Origin of the sequence: Paenalkalicoccus suaedae (genome assembly GCF_006965545.2) — a bacterium.
Taxonomy (GTDB): domain Bacteria; phylum Bacillota; class Bacilli; order Bacillales; family Salisediminibacteriaceae; genus Paenalkalicoccus; species Paenalkalicoccus suaedae.
In genome coordinates, this window is record NZ_CP041372.2 from 387,975 (window position 1) to 411,549 (window position 23,575).

The following is a 23,575-nucleotide window of genomic DNA, read 5'->3' on the forward strand; positions in this document are numbered from 1 at the left end:
GGAGCAGGGACGGTTGCTCCTCTTTTTGCTATGATAGTGGGTAGTATAACTAGGGAGAGCTACAGCACGAAGTCCATAACTTTGAAACGCGGAACATAACGCAACCAAACCCAACCACTAATCCTATAAATTAACATTAAATCGTATTTAACCACCCACTCATCCTACCTCTGTAACCCTTAGAACAATAAAAATCTACTTGGAGGAGGGCTTCCGAATGCACGACAGCCATACCACATACTATTCTATCGGTGAAGTCGCTAAAAAGAAGCACGTTACCATCAAGGCGCTACGTTATTATCACAAAGTCGGGATCTTAGTGCCAGAGCACATTGATCCTGAGAATGGATACCGGTACTATACGCCTCACCAGCTTTTACACGTTGATATTATTAAAGTCGCGCGATTTTGTCAGGCCTCTATTAAAGAGCTTCAACTCTTATTTTCGACCGGGGATACGAAAGAGCTGTATGGATATTTAACGAGCAAGAAGCAAGAGCTCACTGAGCAGATGCAACAGTTGCAGGATGTATCTGATGTGCTGGATTCACTCAAGGATTACGCAGAGGAATCGGAGCGAGCAAAGGTGCTAAACAAGTTGGAGCAACAGGAGTATGAGGATCGGCTACTTGTCGTCAGTCCGATAGATCCGAAGCTCGGACTAGAGGATTTTGCCGAGCATGATGACTTGGAGGCGATCATAGAATCCTTGAATGTCCTGCCGACATACCGGACTGGCTATATTCTCACGGATCTGCACACCTCTCACGTTTTTCATGTTATCCGCACTAAGCATCGCATGCCAAAGGATGAGCGCATTCATCGTCTTCCAGCCGGCAGTTACCTAACGATTTCCTACCGCTATGGACAGAAACAAGAGGCGATCCGCTCGATCCAAGCTTATGCAGATAAAGAGGGGATAGAGGTAACTGTCATGTATGAATTTGAACTGTTATCGGAGCTGTTTGAGCCAGGCGGATTTATTCATCAAATCCAGGTACGTTTATCTGGACCTAAATAAAAAAAGGATGTCAGAGCAACGTCGCTCGACATCCTTTTTTCGGTTAATGAAGGGTGTAGTCGTACAAAAAGTTAGTCATCTTGGCTGGTTGATGATCAATAGTAAATGGCAAGGTGAGCTCTTCTTTTTCCCGACGAGTAAATCCATTATGATCGTAGAACCCATACGTACAGTTGGTATCTGTAAAGAGATAGTATGTTTCTACACGGTGCTTGTAGAAATAGGTAGTTAATTCTTGAAGAAGTCGTTTGCCTACTTGATTTCCACGTGCTTTCGTATCGACGACAAAGAGCTCTAAGCATCCCTGATAATTTTCCTTGTGCGGACTAAGTAGCTTCTCGTAGGACGTGAAAATCGTGCTTAGATAGCCTTGAATACGTGTAACGTCTGCTTCCTCTAAGCCTAACGCTCCTGCTATCAGTTCGATGGGTTCCTCTGTCAGCATACGTAAACGCGGTGCGTCGCCACGCGCGCTCCCAATGATCAGGCCAACAATTTCTTCGTTTAATACAGCTACTCTACCAAATGTACCGTTGTGCAGGAATGTATTCACAAATAGGCTTGCCGCAACCTCTAGCGAAGTGCGATCATCAAATACTCCGTCAATCCCCCACGTTCTAGCAACTAAGCGTTTCACTTCCGAGATATCCTCTTGCCTTACCTCACGAATTTCTACAGTCATATTATCCATTCTCCTCTCTCAAATCAGCCTTACATCTGTAGAATAAAGTCTCCCCTAAGAGGAGGGTCAAGAGAGTTTTTTGTCGGGGAGAAAATTTTTTTGGTGTTTATATTTAGTCAGCAAAATGTCTTTATTGTTGATGGGAATGACAACATTTGAAATGCTTGATGAATGCTAAAACTAGCGCGATAAGAGCTGTGAAAGGGCGCCCCTTCGCGTATAAAGGAGAGGATGCTACTAGCTTGAAAGGAAGGGATATTATTTGGCCGAGCTTCAGCACAAAGTCCATAAGTCTGAAATGTGGCACATAAAATCTAGATAAGGCACATAACTCTGAGATGAGGAACATAACCAGGTCGAGCTTCAGCACAAAGTCCATAAGTCTGAAATGCGGCACATAAAAAGCAACTAAGGAACATAACTTCCAAACAAGGCACATAAACTAAAAATCCGGCACATAACACCCTCTCCAAACCCCAAACCGACTCCTCCGCATCTAAAAAAAGCACAGAGTCGCCATCTACTCTGTGCTTTACCTATCAAACCGTCACTAAATAGCTCTTCAGCTTATATTTCACCTTAAATCCAACTGCTTGATACAAAGAAATAGCAGCTTTATTATCAGTTCCTACACAAATGGAGGTCTCAGAAACTCCCTCATGTGAAAAAAGTGCTTGGCAACCTTTTGCTAGTAGTTGCTTTCCTATACCTTGTTTGCGAGAATCTGGCGAAACAGCAATATATTCAATCGTTCCTTCACCGTGCTCCGGATTTGCTTCTGCGTACACGTATCCTGCAAGTGCATCGTCTCGAACCAGCATGTGCAATTGGTTCGTTTCATTCAACCTTGACAATATAGTTTCCGCATTATAATAGGTGTCGGGAAATGCGTCCGTATGTACCGATGTAAAATCCTCTGCAAACGCCGTGTTAAATGCCGCGACCTCATCGGCTTCAGCGCGAATGTCGTCCTCTTTGTGCAACAGGAGCACGTAGTCCATTCCTTTATATGCCCCGCCAACTTCTTCTGCAAAGCGCTGCGCGAAGGCATTTTCTTCATTTACAAAGAAGCTATACTTCTTTACTTTATCCAATCCTGAGGTGAGTTCCTCCCAGATTTTTTTGGAGAGCGTCATATCCTTTGTTTCTGTAAACGGACCCCAAACATCTGCGTAGCCTCGCTCTAAATCGACATCTAGCCCAATTGCAGCGACAATGCGGTCGTCCTCATAAGCGACGACAAAGGATGTTTGCCACGGCAAATCAGAGAAGTCATTGGTTAGTTGGTCGTAGATTTCGTCTGGATTTTCTCCGCAAAAGCCGATATGCATCTGTAAGTCATTATTCATGCGTGCCAAAAATTGCGCCAGCTCGTCTGCACGCTGTGGCGCTTGGATGTGTGCGATCATTCCGATACCCCTCTCGTGTCATTTTACTAATTATACCATACGTTTTGGAGAAAAATGGGTAAGGGAGCGCCTTTTTTGTAGAGATATTGCATGGTAAGATGAAAGAAAAATGGAGGTATTTGTGATGACGAAGCATCGTATATACACAATGAGTTTTAATAGCGTCTATCCGCACTATGTGGCAAAGGCGGAGCGTAAAGGTCGCACGAAACAAGAAGTGGACGAGATTATTCGCTGGCTGACGGGATATACGGACGAGGAGCTCGCAACTATCTTGGAAGATGGCACGGATTTTGAGACGTTTTTTGCAGATGCGCCAGCGCTAAACCCTGATCGAACGCTCATTAAAGGAGTAATTTGTGGCGTGAGAGTCGAGGATATTGAAGAGCCGACGATGCAAAACATTCGCTACCTCGATAAGCAGGTGGACGAGCTTGCGAAGGGCAAGAAGATGGAGAAGATTTTGCGGCAGGGAGTTAAATAGAACGGCCGTTGTACAGCATCCATGAGCTACATGGTGCTGTGTCTTTTTTGTTAAAGAAGATTAGTTGATGATCTTGATAGCAAGGCTTTTTAGCAACTTAGAGGTTTTTTAAAGGAGAGAAGTCCATAACTCTGAAACGCGGAACATAAAATCAGAACAGGGAACATAACTTTGGGATGAGGCACATAACTCAGTGGAGGAAAAGCGGGAAGTCCATAACTCTGAAATGCGGAACATAAAATCAGAATGGGGAACATAACTTTGGGATGAGGCACATAACTCAGTGGAGGAAAAGCGGGAAGTCCATAACTCTGGAACGCGGAACATAAAACCAGAATGGGGAACATAACTTTGGGGTGAGGCACATAACTTAGTGGAGGAAAAGCACGAAGTCCATAACTCTGGAATGCGGAACATAAAACCAGAATAGGGAACATAACTCTGGAATAAAGCACATAACTCAATGGAGGAAGAGGATAAAGTCCATAACTCATAATCAAAGCACATCCCCCTCCCTAAAACCTACACAATCAAGCCCTTCAAGTTGCTAAGCCCCTTCAGCTCTGACAAACCCCCTACCTATCCTTTCTGATATTCAACAATCCTTTCCAAAATCAGATCTAAAACAATCGGTGGCGTATCATTTACATCGGACGATGCCGCTGGTTCCCCTATGGACCACTCTAACTCCTCCTTTTCCCCAAAAACAAGGCCGATCGAATGACCGGTTGGCTCAAAGTTAGTCGAGTAGGCGACGGATGCGTCGGTGAATGCTTGAATCGGAGAGTTTGAATTGATGAAAAAAGTCGGTACGGTGAGCGATGTGATGACGGGCTGCCACTCAGCCGAAGCGAGCTCCTCAAAATAGTCGTCTGTGACAAAGTAGCCGTCATACTGCTGATCTCGCAGTGCATCTGGATCTACTTGAACAAAGTCGATAATGGTATTGTCGTATTCCGGAATCTCGCCAACAACACCGATCGTGAGCGGCTCTAAGATCTCTATACGCTCCTCATACGTGAAATCAGAAAAGGACCTCACGGATCCATCCTCGCCAGTTGACGAGACAATAAAGCGCGTCGCCTCGCGCGTATTGACCGATATTGAGCATCCTGCTAACAGAACGCTTACGCAGATGACTCCAACAATCCTTCTCATACTTACCACCCTTAACGTCATTATTACCTTTATTTTACCATAATTAAAAACTTTGGACCTTCATGGACAGAAAATCTAGATGGACCGCTCACAACAAAAAAGCCGTCCCTCTTAGAGGGACGGCTGATTATCGTAAGTAAAGCGAATTCTTTTTTTACGATGGACGTTTAGAGCTAAAGCTAATAGTGATGTGTAAAAAATCATTGCTGTTCCTCCGTAGCTGATGAAGGGAAGAGTTGCTGACGTGATTGGTAAAAGCTGAAGCGTCATCAGCAACGTCCAAACAATAGGGACCGCAAATAAACACGTAATACCAATAACGAGTAAACGTCCGAAGGAATCCTTTGTCTGCGATGCAATCCGCCAAATTTTCCATACGAATGAAAGAAGAATGACGCAAAGCACGGCGCCAAACAGCCATCCGAATGAGTGGACGAGGTAGATGAATGGGAAGTCGGTGTGGAGACCGAACAAGTTAACTTCAGCAAGCAAACCGTTGCCAAACCAACCGGCTTGGTTGAAAAGATTTTCTAACTGAATGTACATGTATCCCGCTCCAGATGCGGAGTCTCGAAAAGCAAAAAAACCTTGTAATCGCATCATCTGATGGGGCGAAGAAAAGAAGAGTATAGCTGGATAGATAACTAATAAACCATTAATCGAAAGAGCGGTTAATGACACTTTTCTTGGAATGCGACTAAATAGAATAAGCATGATGATTGTAACTAAGTAAATAAAGCCTGTCATGTGATCAGGAATGATGCTAAAGATTATGAAAGGCGGCCAAAATAACAGCGAGATTGTTAGGAACTGCTTTACTTTAGTATAGTTCTCGATTCGGTGCAACAAACCAGTCGCTGCAAGGAAAAATAGGAAAAGCATAAGTGGAGAAATGTTTATGTGTAAGGTGCCTACTGCTGCATACCGGATTGTACCGTTAATTGGATACGGCAGAAGAGTAATATACATAAACACACTAAGTGCTAACCCATAAAAGACGTACCAATAACGAGTAAGCTTATGAAACGATATAAATAAGAAGAATATAAATACAGGCACAGCAAGTACATACCACGTTAATTGTGATACTAGAAAGTGTAGAGGGTGACCAATAAACTGAATTCCAGCCCCATAAAGCTGCACCAAACTCACCGCTAGTAATATCCCAACTAGCCCTAGTAAGACCCAATCCATCTTCGGCTTGTGTAGCTCGTGCATGTGCTTGCCAAGGGTGTGTGGGTTACCCATTTCCTCGACTGCTTTACGTTCTGCTTCCTCCCTAGAGTAGCCGCTTTTTTCATACGAAATGGTGAGCTGTTCAACGTGAGTGGAAAGCTCCATTTCGACAGATTGTTTAGCCTCTTTGGAGGACATGTGCGCGGTGACCTTCTTTAAAAAATCGGTAGTTGGGTTACTCACATGGATGCCTCCTCAATGAGCTGTTTTAAGGAGGAGCGTTCTTTTGATGACAAGTGCTGCTTTGCTAAAAGCTTTTTACCTCGTTTACTGAGCTGATACATCTTTACCTCGTTGCTCCAGGTGGAGAGGAGGATCTCTTTATTTTCTAACACATGTAGGAGCATGTAGAGCTCGCCCTCCTTGTGCCTGAAGGTTTGTTCGTCGCGCGTGAAGAGCTGGTGGAGGATATCAAAGCCTTGCTTGGGCTCGTGCTGAACGGCTTCGAGCACGCGCATGATCGTCGTGACGTCCCAGTCGGAGCGTTTTTTGCCATGCGCGATCTCGGATTTGATGGCTTGTTTACGATCGTCTAAGAGCTTCATGTCCGAAAAAACGGTGCGAGTGAGCGATTTTTTGAGTGCGGATAGCGGATCCTTCATATCGTTATACCTCCTCGTTCGTCATGTGTTGTTTGAGTAAATCCTTCGCGCGCTTGAGGCGCGTTTTGAGCGTGTTGATGTTGACGGACGTGACGTCGTGTATTTCCGCGAGCGACATGTCCTCGTAATAGTGCATGTGAATGACCTCGCGATATTTAAGCGGAAGGTGCATGACGGCGTTTGCCAACGTGTGCTCCTCGCTCGTTTGGATGACGGTCTCCTCCACCTGTTTTGTGGCAGACGGCAGCGCGTCAAACAGTTTGTCGTGTACGATCATTTTGCGGTGGTGAAAGCTTTTAACATAGTCCTTGCAGTGGTTGCTGGCAATGCGATAAAGCCACGTTTTAAGGCTCGATTGCTGTTTAAATTGATGAAGCTTTTGATAGCTCTTCACAAAAATCTCCTGCGTTAAATCCTCGGCTGTCGCCTCGTTTTTGACGTATGTATATGCAAGGTGCAAAATGCCATCGCCGTATTGGTGCATCATATGATCGAGCAAAACATCCTTGTCGTGCTCAATCGTTTTATCATCGTAAGAAAATGCGTGTTGCGTCGTGTCATGCATGCGTCTGCTACCTCCTTCCCACCTATTAGACGAGGTGAGGGGCCTTTCGGTTTGGAAAATCATGATACATTTATTATAAGGGAAATTGTGGGTGTTGGGTTGTAGCAAAATGGAGGGAAGTGGTGTTGAATTCGGAGGGTGTTGTATTAAAAGGAAGGCGCTTGGTGCCGAAACGAGAGGATTTTGTGCCAAAACGAGAAGACTTTGTGCAAAAAAGGAAATGAAAAGGAAGTTCTAAACAGCAACTACCGCGATGAGTACAGACTTTGTCGCGCAGAGTGATGATTCACTAATGACCGAACTGACTAAATTTTTACATCCATGTCGAAAAAGGATATTTTTTGCTAGATGGAGAATATATAAAGACCGAAAGTTTAAAGGAGCTCTCACCATGATCGTAAGAAAAGCAGAACTGCGTGACGCGCTCGAACTGGAGCAACTCTTTCATAACACGATGGAGGATGTTGTTACACGAGAAGAATTACAAAATCATGTATTTATAGAGGACGAAGTAACGCGCCTCATGAGCGTCTTCGAAGCTTCGCTAGCGAGGACATCAACAACAACAACGCTACTCGTGGCAATCAAAAACAACAGCGTAGTAGGAACAATTAGCCTAACCAACCCTGGTCAAATTATCACCAACCATGTCCCTGAAGGGAGTAAAGCCCGAATGGTCGGCACCGCCTATGTGCATGTCGACTACCAGCGGCAGGGCGTTGGCAAAGTGCTGTTCACAAACATTCTTAAAGTAGCACGCACTCAAAACGCGGAGCACGTCTACTTAGACGCGGGCTTTCGCTCCTCACGAGCGTATTGGCAACGCATGCTTGGACAACCAACCATCATCTTACCTAATTTTTGGTCGAAAGGCGCCGACCACCATATTTGGAGCCTCGACCCTTTACTTAAAACCACTGACCTGGAGGTACACCGTGATAAAAGCAATCCTATTTGACTTGGACAATACTCTTTTGGACCGCGACGCTTCTGTTTTGGCATTCATTAGTAATCAGTATGACCGGCTGCAAAGCAGTCTGAACGGTGTTAATAAACAAACGTACGTAAAAAGGTTTGTCGAGCTCGATAATCACGGCTATGTCTGGAAGGATGAGGTGTATCGACAGCTGATTGAGGAGTTTGAGCTTGGGATGACGTGGGAGGCGATGCTCGACGATTACGTCCGAGAGTTTCGCCACAGCTGCGTGCCCTATCCAAACCTTCATGCGATGTTAGAAAATGTGAGAAAACGCTCGATCCAGCTTGGGATGATCACGAATGGCTATGGACAATTTCAGCTGAATAATATTAAAGCGCTGCAAATTGATCATTTGTTTGAGGCGATTTTGATCTCCGAATGGGAGGGCGTAAAAAAGCCAAATGCGTCGATTTTTGAGAAGGCGTTGAATCGGATGGGGGTAGAACCTCACGAGAGTGTCTTTGTTGGGGATCACCCAGTGAATGATGTGGCGGCGGCTAAGTCCGTTGGAATGACGGCAGTTTGGAAGCGGAATGCTACTTTTAGTGAAAGTGCGGAGGCAGACTATACAATTGATGGTTTGGACGAGATAGGAAGTGTGTTAGAAAATTGTAGACAAATCTACGTATAAGGTCCTACAATAGAATGAAGCCTTAGTTAAACAAACGTTTAATTAAGGCTTTTTTGCTATGCATTACAGGCTTTTCCCACTAGAAAACACGTTTAAATGGCACTTTGTTCGGGTAAAGTAAACCTAACTATTCTTTACGATTGGAGTACCATCATGAATCTTATAAACATCTTGCAGGATCAGTATGTGTCATCACGCGGTCCAGCTCCTAATTTAATCACTCATATTCATTATGATTCACGAAAAGTGTCTCAGAATGGATGCTTTGTTTGTATTAGTGGTGATAATACAGACGGACATCTATTTATTGATACAGCTGTTCAAAAGGGAGCTATTCAAATAATTGGTGATAATGAACACGTCATAAATGAACAAGCGGCGAAATATCCGTTTGTGCAGTTCGTTTTGGTTAAAAACCCAAAAAAGTCGCTCGCCCTGTATTCTTCTCATTTACACGATCACGCGCATAAAGACATGTCGCTTATTGGCGTGACAGGAACGCAGGGAAAAACCACAATTACGGCATACACACGCTATTTGTTAAACGGATCTGGTATAAAGACCGGATCGATTGGAACGGCTGGTATATGGGATAATACAAAGTCGCTTTCCCTTCATAAGAGTACCCCGACGACACCGGAGTCATCGGATCTCCATAGCTATTTAGCTACGATGTTAACACAAGATATCTCCACGTGTGTGATGGAGGCAACCTCCATAGGTCTTGATCAGGAGAGACTTCACGGTCTGCATTTTGATATAGCCGTGCACTCTAATTTGTATCCAGAGCACCTCGACTATCACGGCACGTTTGAGGAATATAAGCGCGCAAAGCTTCGTCTATTTGACGGGGCAGATGTCGCAATCGTAAATAAAGACGATGATGGCATGGCACGCGATATCATTACGTCTTTCGATGGTCGCATTTGGACATACGCGATCGAGAATCACGCCAAGGTTCGTGCAACGGACATCGAAGTAACAACCGAAGGCACGTATTTTACGTTGCACATTCAAAAGGATACGCATCCAGTATTTATACCGGTTCTTGGCATTCATAATGTGTACAATTTCCTCGCGAGCCTGTGCACCTGCCTAGCAAAGGGGATTTCCCTTCACACCCTCTTGCCTCTTTTTGAAACATTGGAAGGGCCTCCTGGGCGTTTACAGGTTGTAAGTGAGCTTGACGATCGTCATATGATCTTCGATTTTTCACACACACCAGCGGCATTAGAGAATTTGCTGGAGACGGTAAAGCCACTTCCACGTAATCGATTGATTTTAATGGTTACCGGAATAGGCATTCGCGAAAAAGAACTTCGCGCGCCAATCGCCGCAGCTGTTGAAGGAAAAGCAGACGAAATTGTCGTAACTTCCGATCATCCAGGTGATGAAGAGCCAGAAGATGTCGTAAGGGATGTCCTTGACGGATTTACAGAAGTGAGTCCTCACATTCATCCTGTGCCTCAACGCGGTGACGCTATAAAAAAAGCAATGGAACTAGCGGAAGCAGGAGACCTGATCCTTATAACAGGAATTTGTATGGAGGACTTCCAAATCGTGAAGGGCGAAAAGGTCCCATACCACGATTACGATCACGTAAAGGATTTTTTGGCATCTAGAATGTCCTCAGTGACACTATCACAAATAGGCTGCACACCATCTAAAGATATGTGCGTGTAACAAAAAAGTCGATCCCAGTGGGGTCGACTTTTTTGGTGGGAGAGGGGGAATGCGCGAGTTAAAGGGTGAATCGCGCGAGTTGAAGAGTAGACTGCGTAAGAAGAGCAGTCAATCGCGCGAAAACCAGGGTAAACTGCGCAGGCAGAAAAAAACTGCGCAAGTTGAGGGGCGAATCGCGTAAGTTGAAGGGTGAACTGCGTAAAAAGAGCTACGAATCGCGCGAAAATCAGGGTAAACTGCGTAAGTAGAAAATAACTGCGCAAGTGGAGGGGCGAATCGAGCGAGTTGAAGGGTGAACTGCGTAAAAAGAGCTACGAATCGCGCGAAAATCAGGGTAAACTGCGTAAGTAGAAAATAACTGCGCAAGTGGAGGGGCGAATCGAGCGAGTTGAAGGGTGAACTGCGTGAAAAGAGCCACCAATCGTGCGAAAATCAGGGTAAACTGCGTAAGTAGAAAAAAACCGCGCAAGTGGAGGGGCGAATCGCGTAAGTTGAAGGGTGAACTGCGTAAGTAGAAAAAAACCGCGCAAGTGGAGGGGCGAATCGCGTAAGTTGAAGGACGAACTGCGTAAAAAGAGCCACCAACCGCGCGAAAATCAGGGTAAACTGCGTAAGTAGAAAAAAACCGCGCAATCACCCACCCCGATCTAACCCCACGCGCTCACTTATACACTCGCACTTTTCACACTACGTTTTTTCATGTAGGCACCAATGCCGACGACGATAAACGTAAGCATGACAAGCGTCCAGATAAATTCACGGTATGTAGCAAGTGAAACTGGCTGAATGAATCGGTGAAAGAGCTCTATACATAACCAACCGATAGGCAAAATAGGAATTGCAAAACTATAGGTTGATTGAAGTGCGTGCTCAGATTCCTTTTTATCACTACTCTTTTTCGTCGATAGCACAAGGAAGCTCAGTACCCCGAGCACAAATAGTGGCAACAATAGTAAGTTTACAGCAACCATCCTCGCACCTCCTTTACATTAATCTGGTACTAGTTTAACATAGATGTACAATTATTCCTTGGGTTGATTTATCCAGTTCGATTGTTGTGGGAGGAGTGTGACGTGATATGAGCACGACTAAAAAAGCATGGCTATTTACCGCAGGCTTTACGCTACTCGGCGCATTAGGCTACTTCGGTTTTTTTACCTTTCTCCGTTACTTCCCAATGAATTAACGACGCCGATAAGAAAAATGAATCGAAACTCGCTCAAAATTGTTATTCGTAAAAGGAATGATCTACACCTTATAATGAGAAGTAGAGGTCTAGTTGACTGAATTTTCTTATAGGTGGAGGGGTTCGTATGTTTGTTACACGACTTGATCACGTTCAGCTTGCAGCACCAAAGGATACAGAGGAGATTGCTCGGAAGTTTTATCAAATAGTACTACAATTTGATGAAGTGGAAAAGCCACCAGCACTTAAGGAAAACGGAGGAGTCTGGTTCCAATCAGGTGATGTACACCTTCATATTGGGACAGAAGAAAGCTTCACAGCTGCGAAAAAAGCTCATCCTGGTTTTGAAGTAGAAGATCTCGTAGCATTAAAAAATCACCTCAGCAAAAAGAACATCCCTTATATCGAAGACGATAAACTACCTGGAGCAAACCGAATCTATGTTGCCGATCCCTTCGGCAATCGGCTAGAATTTTTACAATGGCTATAATCATTTGAATCAAGTGCCGAGCTGTTACAAGCACGTTCCGCGGCACTTGGGCAATTAGTGGATTGATACTATACAGATAATGGTCAATAAGAGGTCAGTGGCGTTTAATAGCAGAGTGTGACCGATCAATAACGGCCAGTTTGCGGTCAATAACGACGTAAAACCGATCAATAAGAAGCTCCTACATCACCATACGAGTCACCAATATTGCATCTATTACTACTTTGACTTACTATATGTAAGTAGAAACGATAATGTTAACAATAGAAAGTGGAGGCGATCGTGATGACGATTCTTATAACTGGAGCGACTGGTAAGCTTGGATCAAAAATTGTGGAGAACGTGCTTGCCCGTGTTTCTCCCGAAGAGGTTGCGGTTAGTGTGCGCGATACATCGAAGGCGGAGGGATTGAAGGTGCTCGGTGTCGATGTGCGGCGCGGCGATTTTGACGATCCAGAGTCGTTAGATGAAGCGTTTGAGGGTGTCGATAAACTTCTTATTATCTCGACGGACGGCGACAACGAGACGCGGATCAAGCAACACGCGAATGCAGTCGATGCGGCAAAACGCTCGGGCGTAGCATTCGTGGCGTACACGAGCATCGCGCAGGCGCCGGAGAGCACGAATATCATGGCGCCGCCACACGTTGCGACGGAGAAGGCGATCAAGGAATCTGGCCTTACTTACGCGCTCTTGCGCAACAATTGGTATATCGAGAACGAAGCAAGCACGATCCAGCAGGTGATGACTGGTGCACCTTGGGTAACATCAGCGGGCGACGGCAAAGTTGGGTGGGCAACGCAGGACGATTACGCCGAAGCAGCGGCGATTGTGCTCACGGAGGGCGGCCATGAGAACAAGATCTACGAGCTATCTGGACCGCTATACTCGCAGCAGGAGTTTGTGGATACGCTTAGCGACGTGCTCGGTAACGACGTTGTGCTGCAGGATGTTACGGACGAAGAATATGCAGCGGGCATGCGCCAAGCAGGTTTAACGGAGCCTGTCGTGGATATCGTTGTCGGCATCCAACAGAGCATTCGCTCAGGATCCCTAGACGTACCAGACAGCGATTTTGAGGAACTACTAGGACGCCCTGTCACACCGCTTCGCGATGCGGTCAAGCAGGTAGTAGACGGGTTATCTGCTGGTAAATAACGGTTGAATAAAGGGGAGGACCTAGCTGATTAATTAGCTATGGTTCTCTTTTTGATTGCGAAATTGCTTGACTATTCTATTAATTCCTTTTTATGTATGCTATAATTGGACGAAATTACTGTGTAAGGAGGAACGATGCTATGACTACTCCGCAAGAAAAGCGTGAAAAGCTTCGGCGTGACGAGCAACAAAAAAATACGTTAGGCAACGCTAAGGATGCTTTCGACCGATCTCAAACAGGTAGTGCACCGGAGTTCACCAACGGCTTCAGCTGGCTCGGACTCCTCATCACCATCGTAAGCCTGATCGGATTTTACTTGCTGTATGTGACGTTTTTTGGATAGTAAATAGGGTTGTGACGTTAAAAGTGCTTAAGAGAATGACATGTGCGAGTAACAGTAAAGCCCCTTTACCTATCACTCGGTAAAGGGGCTAAAAGTCTAGCTGCTTTTTCATGCTACATGGTTGTTTGTTTTGAAAGCATGGAGATAGTCATGGTAATTAATTTTATCGCAATAAAAGAGATTGCTGTTAGAATGAACAATTCTATTCCGAAGTACAAAAACCCTCGCCCATCTGAATGAGGGACAGCATTACCTAAACTAACAACCAATGCGACAACAAATGAAACCACCAACATAAACCATGAGTTAAATAGAATAGTCATTTTGTTCACCTGCCTCCTGAGATTTGACTATACCCTCGTAAATAGTGATTGTTGAAGATTCAAGGACACCATAAGCGATGCTACTATTTCCCTTTAAATCATCTATTACCTTACAATTACCAATAATGTATATGGATTAAACATCAAAATATTGTACTATTCCATGTTTTACAACCATTTTTATGGATAATTTTCATGGGGTGTCGCTAAATTTAGCACAAACTGCTCTCGTTTTTGCACCACCCCCTTTCGTTTTGGTACAAATCCATCGCAATTTAGCACCAACCCACCTCATTTCATCACCACCTTCAAACTAAAAACCCCCTCCATCACCTAAGAGGAGGGGGCACTGCCTTATTTCCTTATTCCGTCTCTACCTTCTGTCCGAACGCTTCCGGCAACATGCGGAAGCCGTCCAGTTCTGCGTCTTCGTCAATATCGATCATGAGGCAACGTTTGCCATCGTAGTTTACTTGGCGCACATACTGCAGATCCTGTGGGCTGATCGAGATGTCAGCTACCTTCGTCTTAATTTTAATCGACTTCGACGTATAGCGAGGCACAATGTTCGCGGCCTTTAGTTCATACGTTTCCTCTGTGGTCACGTTTTGGAACGCGGCTTTAACCTGCTCTTCGCTCACTTCTTGACCGCTACTTCGGAGTACGCGATCGACGTCTTTGTAATCTAAAATGGGTGTGCTTTCCGTTTCGTTTTCCTCCACTAAGCGATTAATCTCCCCATAAACCGTTGCGAGTGTTGTGGGTGAAACTTGGGGACCAACGATTTCCTTTACGACTTCTTCAAAAATCGTTTTATCCTCGATAGCAGTCGTAATATCTTCTCCTTCAAGGACTTCCTCAATAAATGCGTAGTCAGGCTCATTATTTTTTCCCGCCGCATAAAGCACGCGATTTACATCGGACGATCCGTCTGTAATAGCAGGGAATAAAAAGCCACCGAGAGGATGCTTCAAATCGATAACGGGATCTACGTTGATCGTGTAGGTAAACTCTTTCTTCACGTAATCAAACTGCATTTCACGGTCAGGCTCTTCGGTTTTATTGATCGTTGATAGTAAGAAGGCATTTGTATACATCGCATCCTGGCCGCTGTCAGGACCGCGCTGGCCTGCTGAGATGTAATAATCGCCGCGCACAAACGTAATAACAATATCGGTATCGTACGTGCGATCCTTTAACATGCGCTCGGTCATTGCAACCATTTGAGACTGCCATTCGTGGGCATCTTTACTTAAGAGACCTTTATGTAAGACAAGCTGGCTAGTTGTATCCTGCTTAAACTTAAGCTCAAACAGTTTCTCATCTAAGCGGCCACCGAGTACTTTTTTAAAGTTTTGCAGGTAAAGCTCCTGCTGCTCGCGTTCAAGCATCTCAAACTGCGTGTTTTGCGCATGGTAAATGTCTGTGGAATCCTTCATTACATAGAGCGTAAAAATATCGTGAAGCCTAAGTCGCTGGTTATCAGACTTAAACTGGCGACGTATCGCGGCAATGTCCTTTTTATCCATAGGTAAATCCCTCCTGTCCTTATTCTATCACGGGAGAGGTAGGAGCTACATCCAGTGTTTTAGCCTATAGGAGGCAACGGCATAACATAAACCTGCAACAGCAAGCGTCACTGGAACGGCTGTGTAAAGGGCAGCACTTTCATAAAGGAACTTCTCGTGGACATTGACATATGCAAAAGGATTGACGACATTCATGGAAAGAAGCTGAGTAGAACCATATCCTGCAAGAAGAACTGTAAGTAGCGTAAGTGTTGCCGGCAATGTATGGCGCAAGAGTACACTAAATAAGAGATGTAGCCCTATAAAGAAAACGACAAACACGGCAAGTAGCAAAAGCCCTTGAAATATGTAGGAGCCAACTGTCATGAGCGCATAGGAATCACCATATTCTACGACGAGCGGATACGCGAAGCTACCCGAGTTTCCGAAGAAAAGGGCAAGAAGGCTAGCAGTTATTCCCACACAAAGCGTGATCGCGATAAATGCTACATAGGCGTGGATCGCTTTAATAGGCACGATAAGCGATCGATTAATTGGCTGTGAAAAAAGAAAGTAGATGGATCGATTCTCAAATTCATGTGTCATATAAGGTGCAACTAATACTAGTAGAAGCGCGGGCCCACCGACAGAGAAGTAGAGCATGAGCACATCGGCTAAGAAATTCGGTAAACTTAAACCGTAGCCACTAACTTCACGAGCGAGGTCTGCGTCTAACAGCGCTTCATTTTGAAGAGATTGACGCGCTATTTGCGTCTCGCTTAAGTTGAATTCTCCACCCGCGTCACGAAAGGCTTGAACGTTGCTAAAAAACAGGAGCTCACTTTCAAGCTCAGCGCGCGAATCCTCGTTAAATCGAGCTGTTTGGAGAGCTTGAAGACTGCTACGGATGGCTTGGTTACGCTCCTGTAAAAGAAGGGTCTCCTCATCAGTTGGATTTGTATCTAGAGCTGCCACGTACATGCGCTCATTCATGCGTGATTCCGATAAAAATGACTCTACTTCTTGAATGGCTTGGTCGTGTAAATAGTCAGTGAGCATCACGTTACGAATAAACAGAATACTAATAGCTACAACGACGATCCCAAGCACGAGAAGAAAAGCAGGGGAGCGAAACAGCTTTTTGCCTTCGAATAAAAAGACGTTCATGTTTCAAACAACTCCCGATACCGTTTTTCGGCGCCGATTCGCTCATTCTCAATACGCGTTATCGTAAGGCCTTGTTGGCTCACCGTATCAAGCACGCGCGCTAACGCAACAGTGGATTCATCAAAATGAATCACGCCATCCTTCACTCGTACGTGTTCCATCTCTTCTAACGCACTCTTCGCAGCATGCGGCTGGTCCACATAAATGGCATATTCATTAATGGCAAATTGGTCAGCAGATTCTTTTAACAATACGCCATCCTTCATAAAGTAAATCGTATCTGTTAGACGGTCAATTTCCCCTAATATGTGAGATGACAGAACGACTGTTGTACCGGCTTCAGCAATTTCCTGTAAAATGTGCCGAACTCGAAGCGCGCTAGTAGGATCTAATCCATTAAGAGGCTCATCCATCAGTAATAGCTTCGGCTTATTAATTAGTGCCATGGCGAGCAACAAATGCTGCTTCATTCCAAGTGAATATGCACGCACACGCTTTTTCACATAGGAGGACATACCAACCTGCTCCGTCACCTCATGAATCCGAGCTGCATCCATCTTTTGGACCTGAGTGATAAAGCGCAGGTGATCATACCCGGTGAGGTGATCGTACAAAACGCGATTATCCTGCATATAAGCAGTCTCATAAAAAATCTCCGGATTCGCATGATTTTTACCAAGCAAATGAATCGAGCCTTGATCAATGGGCAGCAGATTGGTCATGCAGTGGAGCAACGTCGTTTTGCCGGCACCGTTTGGACCGACGAGCGCGAGTATGGCTGGCTCCTCAATTTGCATATCAACACCCTTTAATACAGGCTGTTTTTTATATGTTTTATGAACGTTCTTTACATCGATAATCATGCGGCTCCTCCTCTATTGCGGATAACAGCAGTGATCATAGATACAACTGCCGACCATACAACCAACACCACTACGCCCGTTATGGGGGAAAAGAGGGGTTGGCTGTGCAATGCTGCGTAAGTTCCTGTGACAATATCGGATACGTGAAAATAGTGAAATGGTAAAAACGGTGCGATGCTCCAAGTCGGCTCTATTAGGAAATAGAGGCCGATCGTTGTTAATAATGTCAGGCTGATCGCGATAATACCTATCTCCGTAAACGACGAGATGAGCTGGACGAGTACGAATAAGAAAAGTAGGTAGAGTAAAAATAGAGTTAGTGATTGTGCGAGAAAGGACGCCATGCTTATCAAGGTGAAGGCATAATCGCTTCCGTAAACGAGAATAGGATACGAAAAGTCTCCCGGTTGATCGATGATAGCGCCGACTACGTAAAAAATAGCTGATAAACCAAGCAAGATGAAGAGACTAAGCCCAAGCATCGTCAGGACTTTCGCTGTCGTGACTGCTCGATGCGTCACTGGCTGTGTGCGCATAAGAGACATCTGACCTTGGCTTTTCGCGCGTTCTTTTGTAAACATATCACCAAACATAAAGAGAAATAATCCAGCACCAAAAATACTAAAGGATATTTCATAGAGATGGTACAACGTATGAACACCGCTTGAGGAATATTTCGTACTCATGGAACGAACAGTGTCCTCGATTAGAGGATCAGAGAATACTTGATCATAGATGGTCATCGGTGAAAAGTTATTAATTGGAAGTACAGGGTAAGCACCTGTTTCGATAAGCTGATTTAAGTATGCGACATGGGTGTCTTCTGTAAAAGCACTCATATATGTACGGGATTGATAGTTACGCTCTTGTTGCATGTCGATCATCTGTTGCATAGAGGCGGCCTCTTGTTCTAAAAGCGGTATCCATTCCTCTTCTTCAAAAGCACGTAATTCCACTTCTGCTTGCTTTTTTAATCTAGTGTACTGAGCGAGCTCCGTTTCATATGCAAAGCTATTCACTTCGATTTCCCCATCATCTACTTGACGGTTTAACTCGGTGATTGTTTCTTCATGCTGAAAGAGAATGGCTTCCGTGAAGACGGCAAGCTCTTCTGGTCTGTCTGTCTGTATGTATAAAAACGTATAAAAGCCCATCACAAATAGACAAATAAGGGCAAGTAAGCTTAAGAAAAAGCGCGAAGATACTACTTTTTTACACTCAAACCGTATAAGTGACAGCATGGCAGTTCCTTTCGTATGAGGAGGTAGGTAGTGCATATATATGACCTCTTACGAAGAGGAAGGTGAGGTCATATGGTAATGTGTTATTGACTACTGGTTGAGCTTACGATCGGACAAGTACCTGAACAAGAAATATTACCGCCATACCTTGCTAGAGTTCGAGATCCGTCAAATTGGAAGCTTTGAAGCGTCAGAGTGCCTCTCCAACCATTGCGACTGTAAGAATATGTGCTGGGAGGAGATATTCGTCCATTATATATAACTAATTCAGTCACATAACGAGTATTCGTTTGTAACTCCGCATCGCCCTCTGCAGTTGCAGAAGTAGCAGATGCGCTACTGCCCATTAGTAGCATTGCAAATAGAAGTGTGGTGAAAAAGGTAACTATGTAGCGCTTATTCATAAATAAAGCCTCCATTGTAAGTAATTTACTTTCCTCTTCGTTACCAATATGATATACTAATTCCTAAATTAAGTAAATATTAAAAGTAATTTGATTTTTTAATGATAGCTTGCATTAATGATAGAAAAGGGGCGATTTACAATGAAGTGGGTCTTTGTTGTTCTTCTATTTTTTATAGTTGGTTGTTCACAAAACGCAGAGGAAGAAGAGGTTGCGGAGGCGGCGCGAGTCATGCCACCTAATATATTGGTTGACAATTATACAACCTATCGAACTAGCAGTTGTTGGGATGGGGAAAACAAGCCGTGCATAGAGACAAAAGACATTCAAGAAGGATTGGAACAGAGAAGGGCAGATCCATTTGATATAGCTTCTAACGCCTCGCTTGCAATTAATATAAGTCCGACTGAGTACGATATCGAATTTCCCGCGCCAAATCAAACAACCATTTTGTTAGACGGTACAGAAGAAGTTTTAACGTTTACTGGTTATACGGGAAGTATGAATGCTCCAAGTGAGCCTGGTACGTACTATTACGAAGCAGAAGCCACTTGGGATAATGAAGAAATTAGAGGAAAATCGATCTATCTGTTTGCCTTGCGAGTGAGGTAAAGCGAGAGGGATGCACTAGCCTACGATAATGTGGGCTGGTGCTTTTTTGGGTTGTTCTTGATAGAGACTGGGTTAATTAAGGGGGCTCGTACTATATGGAGAGAGGGTCGTGCTAAATATAGACGATGTTGTGCAAAAAGGAGAGCAGTTGGTGCAAAAATTAGAGGAGTCTGTGCAAAAACAAGGACAAGTTGTACTAAATAAGAATCCTAGCTCGCTTATTATCCATTATATAGAAAATAAAAACAATTATTTTACCAATAATATGAGACATATGATCATTCTCGATCGTAACTAATAGAAAGCATCTCAGTAGTCTACTCACTAAGAAGGGGGTACTAATGATAATGGAGATAATTATCGCGATTGTAGGGATCATTTTAATTGGTTTATTATTGAACTATTTAATGGGATATGGAAAAGGACGAATTGTCCTCGAATTAGAGGAATGGTACACAGATATAAATAAGCATAGTCAAGCAGTTGTTACGGCGCTTCGAGATGAAGGGCGAGATGTGCAGTATCAAGGTAATCGAGAATTCCTCATTGATGGCAAAACCTATCATTTAACAGAGCGTGCTGTTAGTACACCAGGACCTCCTATGCAACGGACGATCTTAGTTCCCGATAAAAAAGCATAAATCGATATGGAGAAGTGTCAAAACGTAACGACTGCGGATTGGCGCTTTTTTGTTTTTTGCGACGTGAAAGAAGATGGGATACACCCTAATAATAAAGAGCCTCTATCGCCAAAAGGCGATAGAGGCTCTAAGCAAGTGTCTTACTTGTTTTCTAAATCGAAACGGTCCGCGTTCATGATCTTCACCCAAGCAGCAACGAAGTCATTTACGAACTTCTCTTTGCTGTCGTCTTGTGCATACACTTCAGCAAGGCTACGTAGGATAGAGTTAGATCCGAATACAAGGTCCACACGAGTTGCTGTGCGAACTACTTCGCCAGTCTTACGGTCGCGACCTTCGTATAGGTTGAACTCGTCAGCTGGCTTCCACTCGATACCCATGTCTAATAGGTTTACGAAGAAGTCATTTGTTAATGTGCCAACTTTATCTGTAAATACTCCGTGATGTGTATTGCTGTGGTTTGCACCTAGTGCACGCATACCACCAACAAGTACCGTCATTTCAGGAGCAGATAAACCTAATAATTGCGCTTTATCAACTAGCTGCTCTTCAGGGCTAATCGCATACTCTTTCTTTTGATAGTTGCGGAACCCGTCAGATACAGGCTCAAGTACGTCAAAGTTTTCTACATCTGTTTGTTCTTCTGTTGCGTCACCGCGTCCAGGAGCAAACGGAACTGTTACATCAAAGCCAGCGTCTTTCGCTGCTTTTTCGACAGCTGCAGAACCACCAAGAACGATTAGGTCAGCAAGGCTAACCTTCTTGTCTAGGCCACTCTGAATGTCTTCGAAAACAGAAAGAACTTTTTGAAGTTGCTCAGGCTCATTCGCTTCCCAATCTTTTTGTGGAGCAAGACGGATGCGAGCGCCGTTTGCACCTCCGCGGAAGTCAGATCCACGGTATGTGCTTGCAGAAGCCCAAGCTGTTTTAACTAGCTCAGTGACTGTTAGGCCAGAATCAAGGATTTTCGCCTTTAGATCTGCTACTTCTGCGTCAGATAGCGTGTAGTCAACCTTTGGAATTGGGTCCTGCCAGATTAGATCTTCTGCAGGAATTTCTGGTCCAAGATAACGATCTTTTGGTCCCATATCACGGTGAAGAAGTTTGAACCAAGCGCGAGTAAATGCATCTGCAAACTCTTCTGGATTCTCGTGGAATCGACGAGAAATCTTTTCATATGCTGGGTCCATGCGCATAGCCATATCAGCAGTAGTCATCATCGTTTTGACTTTTTTAGATGAATCCTGTGCATCTGGAGCCATATGCTCTTCTCTTTGATCAACTGCCGTCCACTGATACGCGCCAGCTGGGCTCTTTGTTAATTCCCACTCATAGCCGAATAGTAGATCGAAGTATCCGTTATCCCACTGAGTTGGGTTTGCTGTCCAAGCACCCTCGATACCTGATGTAATCGTATCTGTACCTTTACCAGTCTTATACGAGTTCTTCCAACCGAAGCCTTGCTCTTCTACGTCAGCAGCTTCTGGATTATCTCCAATGTTATCTTCTTCAGGTGCAGCGCCGTGAGACTTACCGAATGTGTGTCCACCAGCAGTTAGTGCTACTGTTTCTTCATCATTCATACCCATGCGTGCAAATGTCTCACGAATGTCGCGACCACTTGCTACTGGATCAGGTTTGCCATTAGGTCCTTCTGGGTTAACGTAGATAAGACCCATTTGCACAGCTGCAAGAGGCTTTTCTAGTTCACGATCTCCAGAATAACGGTTGTCTCCTAACCACTCTTTTTCGTTACCCCAATAGATATCTTCTTCTGGGTGATACACGTCTGCACGTCCACCTGCGAAACCGAATGTCTTCAGTCCCATAGACTCGATTGCAACGTTACCTGCTAGTACAAGTAAGTCAGCCCAAGAAATTTTATTTCCGTACTTTTGCTTAATTGGCCATAGTAGACGACGAGCCTTATCAAGGTTCGCGTTATCCGGCCAGCTGTTTAATGGTGCGAAACGCTGCGCGCCAGTTCCGCCGCCCCCACGACCGTCTCCAGTACGGTACGTACCAGCTGCGTGCCAGCTCATGCGGATGAATAGTCCACCGTAGTGACCGTAGTCCGCTGGCCACCAATCTACACTTGTTGTCATAAGATCATGAAGATCCTTTTTAAGAGCGTCGTAGTCTAATTTCTTAAACTCCTCTGCATAGTCAAAGTCATCACCGAATGGCGTAGACTTACGATCGTGTTGGCGTAAAATTCCTAAATCTAGCTGATTAGGCCACCAATGTTTATTTGTTGTTTTAGCTTTACCAGTCGTAATTGCCGTTCCCTCAGACGCTTGTCCTTGTCCGTGAGATACTGGGCATTTTCCTTCGTTGTTTGGATTGCTTGTCATGTTCATTCCCCTTTCAAATGTTGAGTAAATGAATTCCATTATTACTACCAACTTCACTTTAGAAACAAAGTGAAATCTGTTGATAATAATTATTACTTTATAATTATACTAAATAAGATAAAAAAAGAAAAGCCAAACGCACAAAGTTTTCTGCATAAAAATAATTAGAAATCCTTCGTTACTCAAATGAATATCGAAAGCAGAAAGGTATTTGTTCATCGCTTTTCTAATCAACACGTTCATAACCACATACACCACTATTATACGCGTTTCCCTATAAAATGCGAGTAATAAGGCTTCTATAAATTATTGATTACAATCATGTAAATGAGAACTAAGGGAGGGTAGTCGACTCACATAACCATTCATGTGATAATGGAAAAAAGAGGAGGTATTACCATGGAACAAACATCGTACGGTGGATTTTGGATAAGGCTTATAGCTTTTTTAATAGATGGGTTTATCCTTGCGGTACCCTTTATTATCTACACGTATATTCAATTTGGAACGTATGAATATCGAAGTATAACTTCGGTTAACTTCTTATATGGGATTACTGGGCTTCTTTACTATGTGATTCTTCCAACTACACCACTCCAAGCAACTTTTGGCAAGGCGATACTAGGCATGAAAATTACCTCTACTGATGGAGAACGTATTAGTGTATTGCGATCTTTAGGGCGATACATTTCACAATTTATAAGTGGCTTAATTTTTCTATTTGGCTTTATCATGATTGCGTTCATGAAGCGAAAAGAAGGACTACATGACCTACTAGCTAAGACGTATGTGGTAAAGAAATAGTGAAGACTCATTATATAGAAGGAACTTGAT

At 44.2% G+C, this 23,575-nt stretch carries 25 protein-coding genes; 12 read left to right on the forward strand and 13 right to left on the reverse strand.

Features of this window, described 5'->3' with window-relative positions; all coding sequences use genetic code 11:
* Window positions 1–217 precede the first annotated feature (217 nt).
* Complete coding sequence (locus FLK61_RS02405) at window positions 218–1,021, forward strand: MerR family DNA-binding transcriptional regulator (RefSeq protein WP_176007945.1); 804 nt, start codon at window positions 218–220, stop codon at window positions 1,019–1,021.
* Window positions 1,022–1,064: 43 nt separating this feature from the next.
* Here the strand turns inward: FLK61_RS02405 and FLK61_RS02410 are convergent, their stop codons facing one another.
* Both FLK61_RS02410 and FLK61_RS02415 read right to left on the reverse strand, forming a co-directional pair.
* A complete protein-coding gene (locus tag FLK61_RS02410; protein ID WP_176007946.1) occupies window positions 1,065–1,703 on the reverse strand; it encodes a GNAT family N-acetyltransferase in 639 nt (212 codons plus the stop codon).
* 539 nt (window positions 1,704–2,242) lie between these two features.
* Window positions 2,243–3,112: a GNAT family N-acetyltransferase gene (locus FLK61_RS02415; RefSeq protein ID WP_176007947.1), complete on the reverse strand. Its 870-nt coding sequence runs from the start codon at window positions 3,110–3,112 to the stop codon at window positions 2,243–2,245.
* Between the two features lie 124 nt (window positions 3,113–3,236).
* Here FLK61_RS02415 and FLK61_RS02420 point away from each other — a divergent pair, with 124 nt between their 5' ends.
* A complete protein-coding gene (locus FLK61_RS02420; RefSeq protein ID WP_176007948.1) occupies window positions 3,237–3,596 on the forward strand; it encodes a DUF2200 domain-containing protein in 360 nt (119 codons plus the stop codon).
* 579 nt (window positions 3,597–4,175) lie between these two features.
* Here FLK61_RS02420 and FLK61_RS02425 read toward each other — a convergent pair.
* The 4 genes from FLK61_RS02425 to FLK61_RS02440 form a co-directional block, all read right to left on the reverse strand.
* A complete protein-coding gene (locus tag FLK61_RS02425; protein ID WP_176007949.1) occupies window positions 4,176–4,754 on the reverse strand; it encodes a hypothetical protein in 579 nt (192 codons plus the stop codon).
* Window positions 4,755–4,865: 111 nt separating this feature from the next.
* Window positions 4,866–6,173 (reverse strand): FtsW/RodA/SpoVE family cell cycle protein, encoded by a 1,308-nt coding sequence (locus FLK61_RS02430; RefSeq protein ID WP_176007950.1) that lies wholly within the window; start codon window positions 6,171–6,173, stop codon window positions 4,866–4,868.
* Window positions 6,170–6,592 (reverse strand): helix-turn-helix transcriptional regulator, encoded by a 423-nt coding sequence (locus FLK61_RS02435; RefSeq protein WP_176007951.1) that lies wholly within the window; start codon window positions 6,590–6,592, stop codon window positions 6,170–6,172. Before FLK61_RS02435 ends, FLK61_RS02430 begins: the two co-directional genes overlap by 4 nt.
* Before the next feature lie 4 nt (window positions 6,593–6,596).
* Window positions 6,597–7,157, reverse strand: coding sequence for a sigma-70 family RNA polymerase sigma factor (locus FLK61_RS02440; protein ID WP_176007952.1), 561 nt, complete (start codon window positions 7,155–7,157; stop codon window positions 6,597–6,599).
* 391 nt (window positions 7,158–7,548) lie between these two features.
* Between FLK61_RS02440 and FLK61_RS02445 the strand changes: the two genes are divergently transcribed.
* The 3 genes from FLK61_RS02445 (at window position 7,549) to FLK61_RS02455 (ending at window position 10,450) form a co-directional block, all read left to right on the forward strand.
* Window positions 7,549–8,115 carry a GNAT family N-acetyltransferase gene (locus FLK61_RS02445; RefSeq protein WP_176007953.1) on the forward strand — a complete coding sequence of 189 codons (567 nt, stop codon included), beginning with the start codon at window positions 7,549–7,551 and terminating at the stop codon, window positions 8,113–8,115.
* Window positions 8,093–8,767, forward strand: a complete 675-nt coding sequence (locus FLK61_RS02450; RefSeq protein WP_176007954.1) for an HAD family hydrolase — start codon at window positions 8,093–8,095, stop codon at window positions 8,765–8,767. The genes FLK61_RS02445 and FLK61_RS02450 overlap by 23 nt, the downstream gene beginning before the upstream one ends.
* 153 nt (window positions 8,768–8,920) lie before the next feature.
* A complete protein-coding gene (locus FLK61_RS02455) occupies window positions 8,921–10,450 on the forward strand; it encodes a UDP-N-acetylmuramoyl-L-alanyl-D-glutamate--2,6-diaminopimelate ligase (RefSeq protein ID WP_176007955.1) in 1,530 nt (509 codons plus the stop codon).
* Window positions 10,451–11,115: 665 nt separating this feature from the next.
* On the opposite strand, the gene FLK61_RS02460 is transcribed toward FLK61_RS02455, so the two are convergent.
* A complete protein-coding gene (locus tag FLK61_RS02460; protein ID WP_176007956.1) occupies window positions 11,116–11,421 on the reverse strand; it encodes a hypothetical protein in 306 nt (101 codons plus the stop codon).
* Window positions 11,422–11,763: 342 nt separating this feature from the next.
* On the opposite strand from FLK61_RS02460, the gene FLK61_RS02465 reads away from it, so the two are divergent.
* The 3 genes from FLK61_RS02465 to FLK61_RS02475 all read left to right on the forward strand — a co-directional run bounded on the left by FLK61_RS02465 (window position 11,764) and on the right by FLK61_RS02475 (window position 13,628).
* The gene (locus FLK61_RS02465; RefSeq protein ID WP_176007957.1) at window positions 11,764–12,126 is read left to right on the forward strand and encodes a VOC family protein; all 363 of its coding nucleotides are present in this window, start codon (window positions 11,764–11,766) and stop codon (window positions 12,124–12,126) included.
* A 285-nt stretch (window positions 12,127–12,411) separates the two neighbouring features.
* The gene (locus tag FLK61_RS02470; protein ID WP_176007958.1) at window positions 12,412–13,284 is read left to right on the forward strand and encodes an SDR family oxidoreductase; all 873 of its coding nucleotides are present in this window, start codon (window positions 12,412–12,414) and stop codon (window positions 13,282–13,284) included.
* Between the two features lie 140 nt (window positions 13,285–13,424).
* Window positions 13,425–13,628, forward strand: a complete 204-nt coding sequence (locus FLK61_RS02475) for a DUF6366 family protein (protein WP_176007959.1) — start codon at window positions 13,425–13,427, stop codon at window positions 13,626–13,628.
* Between the two features lie 685 nt (window positions 13,629–14,313).
* On the opposite strand, the gene FLK61_RS02480 is transcribed toward FLK61_RS02475, so the two are convergent.
* Genes FLK61_RS02480 through FLK61_RS02500 form a run of 5 tightly spaced genes read right to left on the reverse strand, consistent with a single transcriptional unit; the run spans window position 14,314 to window position 19,134 of the window.
* Window positions 14,314–15,480 (reverse strand): DUF4317 family protein, encoded by a 1,167-nt coding sequence (locus FLK61_RS02480; protein ID WP_176007960.1) that lies wholly within the window; start codon window positions 15,478–15,480, stop codon window positions 14,314–14,316.
* Window positions 15,481–15,525: 45 nt separating this feature from the next.
* Complete coding sequence (locus FLK61_RS02485; RefSeq protein ID WP_176007961.1) at window positions 15,526–16,626, reverse strand: ABC transporter permease subunit; 1,101 nt, start codon at window positions 16,624–16,626, stop codon at window positions 15,526–15,528.
* Entirely contained in the window at window positions 16,623–17,489 is an 867-nt protein-coding gene (locus FLK61_RS02490; RefSeq protein WP_176007962.1) for an ABC transporter ATP-binding protein, read from the reverse strand. Before FLK61_RS02490 ends, FLK61_RS02485 begins: the two co-directional genes overlap by 4 nt.
* Window positions 17,486–18,766: a hypothetical protein gene (locus tag FLK61_RS02495; RefSeq protein WP_176007963.1), complete on the reverse strand. Its 1,281-nt coding sequence runs from the start codon at window positions 18,764–18,766 to the stop codon at window positions 17,486–17,488. Before FLK61_RS02495 ends, FLK61_RS02490 begins: the two co-directional genes overlap by 4 nt.
* 47 nt (window positions 18,767–18,813) lie before the next feature.
* Complete coding sequence (locus FLK61_RS02500; RefSeq protein ID WP_176007964.1) at window positions 18,814–19,134, reverse strand: hypothetical protein; 321 nt, start codon at window positions 19,132–19,134, stop codon at window positions 18,814–18,816.
* Between the two features lie 141 nt (window positions 19,135–19,275).
* On the opposite strand from FLK61_RS02500, the gene FLK61_RS02505 reads away from it, so the two are divergent.
* The 3 genes from FLK61_RS02505 to FLK61_RS02515 all read left to right on the forward strand — a co-directional run bounded on the left by FLK61_RS02505 (window position 19,276) and on the right by FLK61_RS02515 (window position 20,387).
* Entirely contained in the window at window positions 19,276–19,746 is a 471-nt protein-coding gene (locus tag FLK61_RS02505; RefSeq protein WP_176007965.1) for a cupredoxin domain-containing protein, read from the forward strand.
* A 109-nt stretch (window positions 19,747–19,855) separates the two neighbouring features.
* Complete coding sequence (locus tag FLK61_RS02510) at window positions 19,856–20,044, forward strand: hypothetical protein (protein WP_176007966.1); 189 nt, start codon at window positions 19,856–19,858, stop codon at window positions 20,042–20,044.
* A 49-nt stretch (window positions 20,045–20,093) separates the two neighbouring features.
* Window positions 20,094–20,387 carry a hypothetical protein gene (locus FLK61_RS02515; RefSeq protein WP_176007967.1) on the forward strand — a complete coding sequence of 98 codons (294 nt, stop codon included), beginning with the start codon at window positions 20,094–20,096 and terminating at the stop codon, window positions 20,385–20,387.
* A 140-nt stretch (window positions 20,388–20,527) separates the two neighbouring features.
* On the opposite strand, the gene katG is transcribed toward FLK61_RS02515, so the two are convergent.
* On the reverse strand, window positions 20,528–22,741 hold the full coding sequence (gene katG / locus FLK61_RS02520) for a catalase/peroxidase HPI (RefSeq protein ID WP_176007968.1): 2,214 nt from the start codon (window positions 22,739–22,741) through the stop codon (window positions 20,528–20,530).
* A 399-nt stretch (window positions 22,742–23,140) separates the two neighbouring features.
* Between katG and FLK61_RS02525 the strand changes: the two genes are divergently transcribed.
* A complete protein-coding gene (locus FLK61_RS02525; protein ID WP_176007969.1) occupies window positions 23,141–23,545 on the forward strand; it encodes an RDD family protein in 405 nt (134 codons plus the stop codon).
* The last annotated feature ends 30 nt before the right edge of the window (window positions 23,546–23,575 follow it).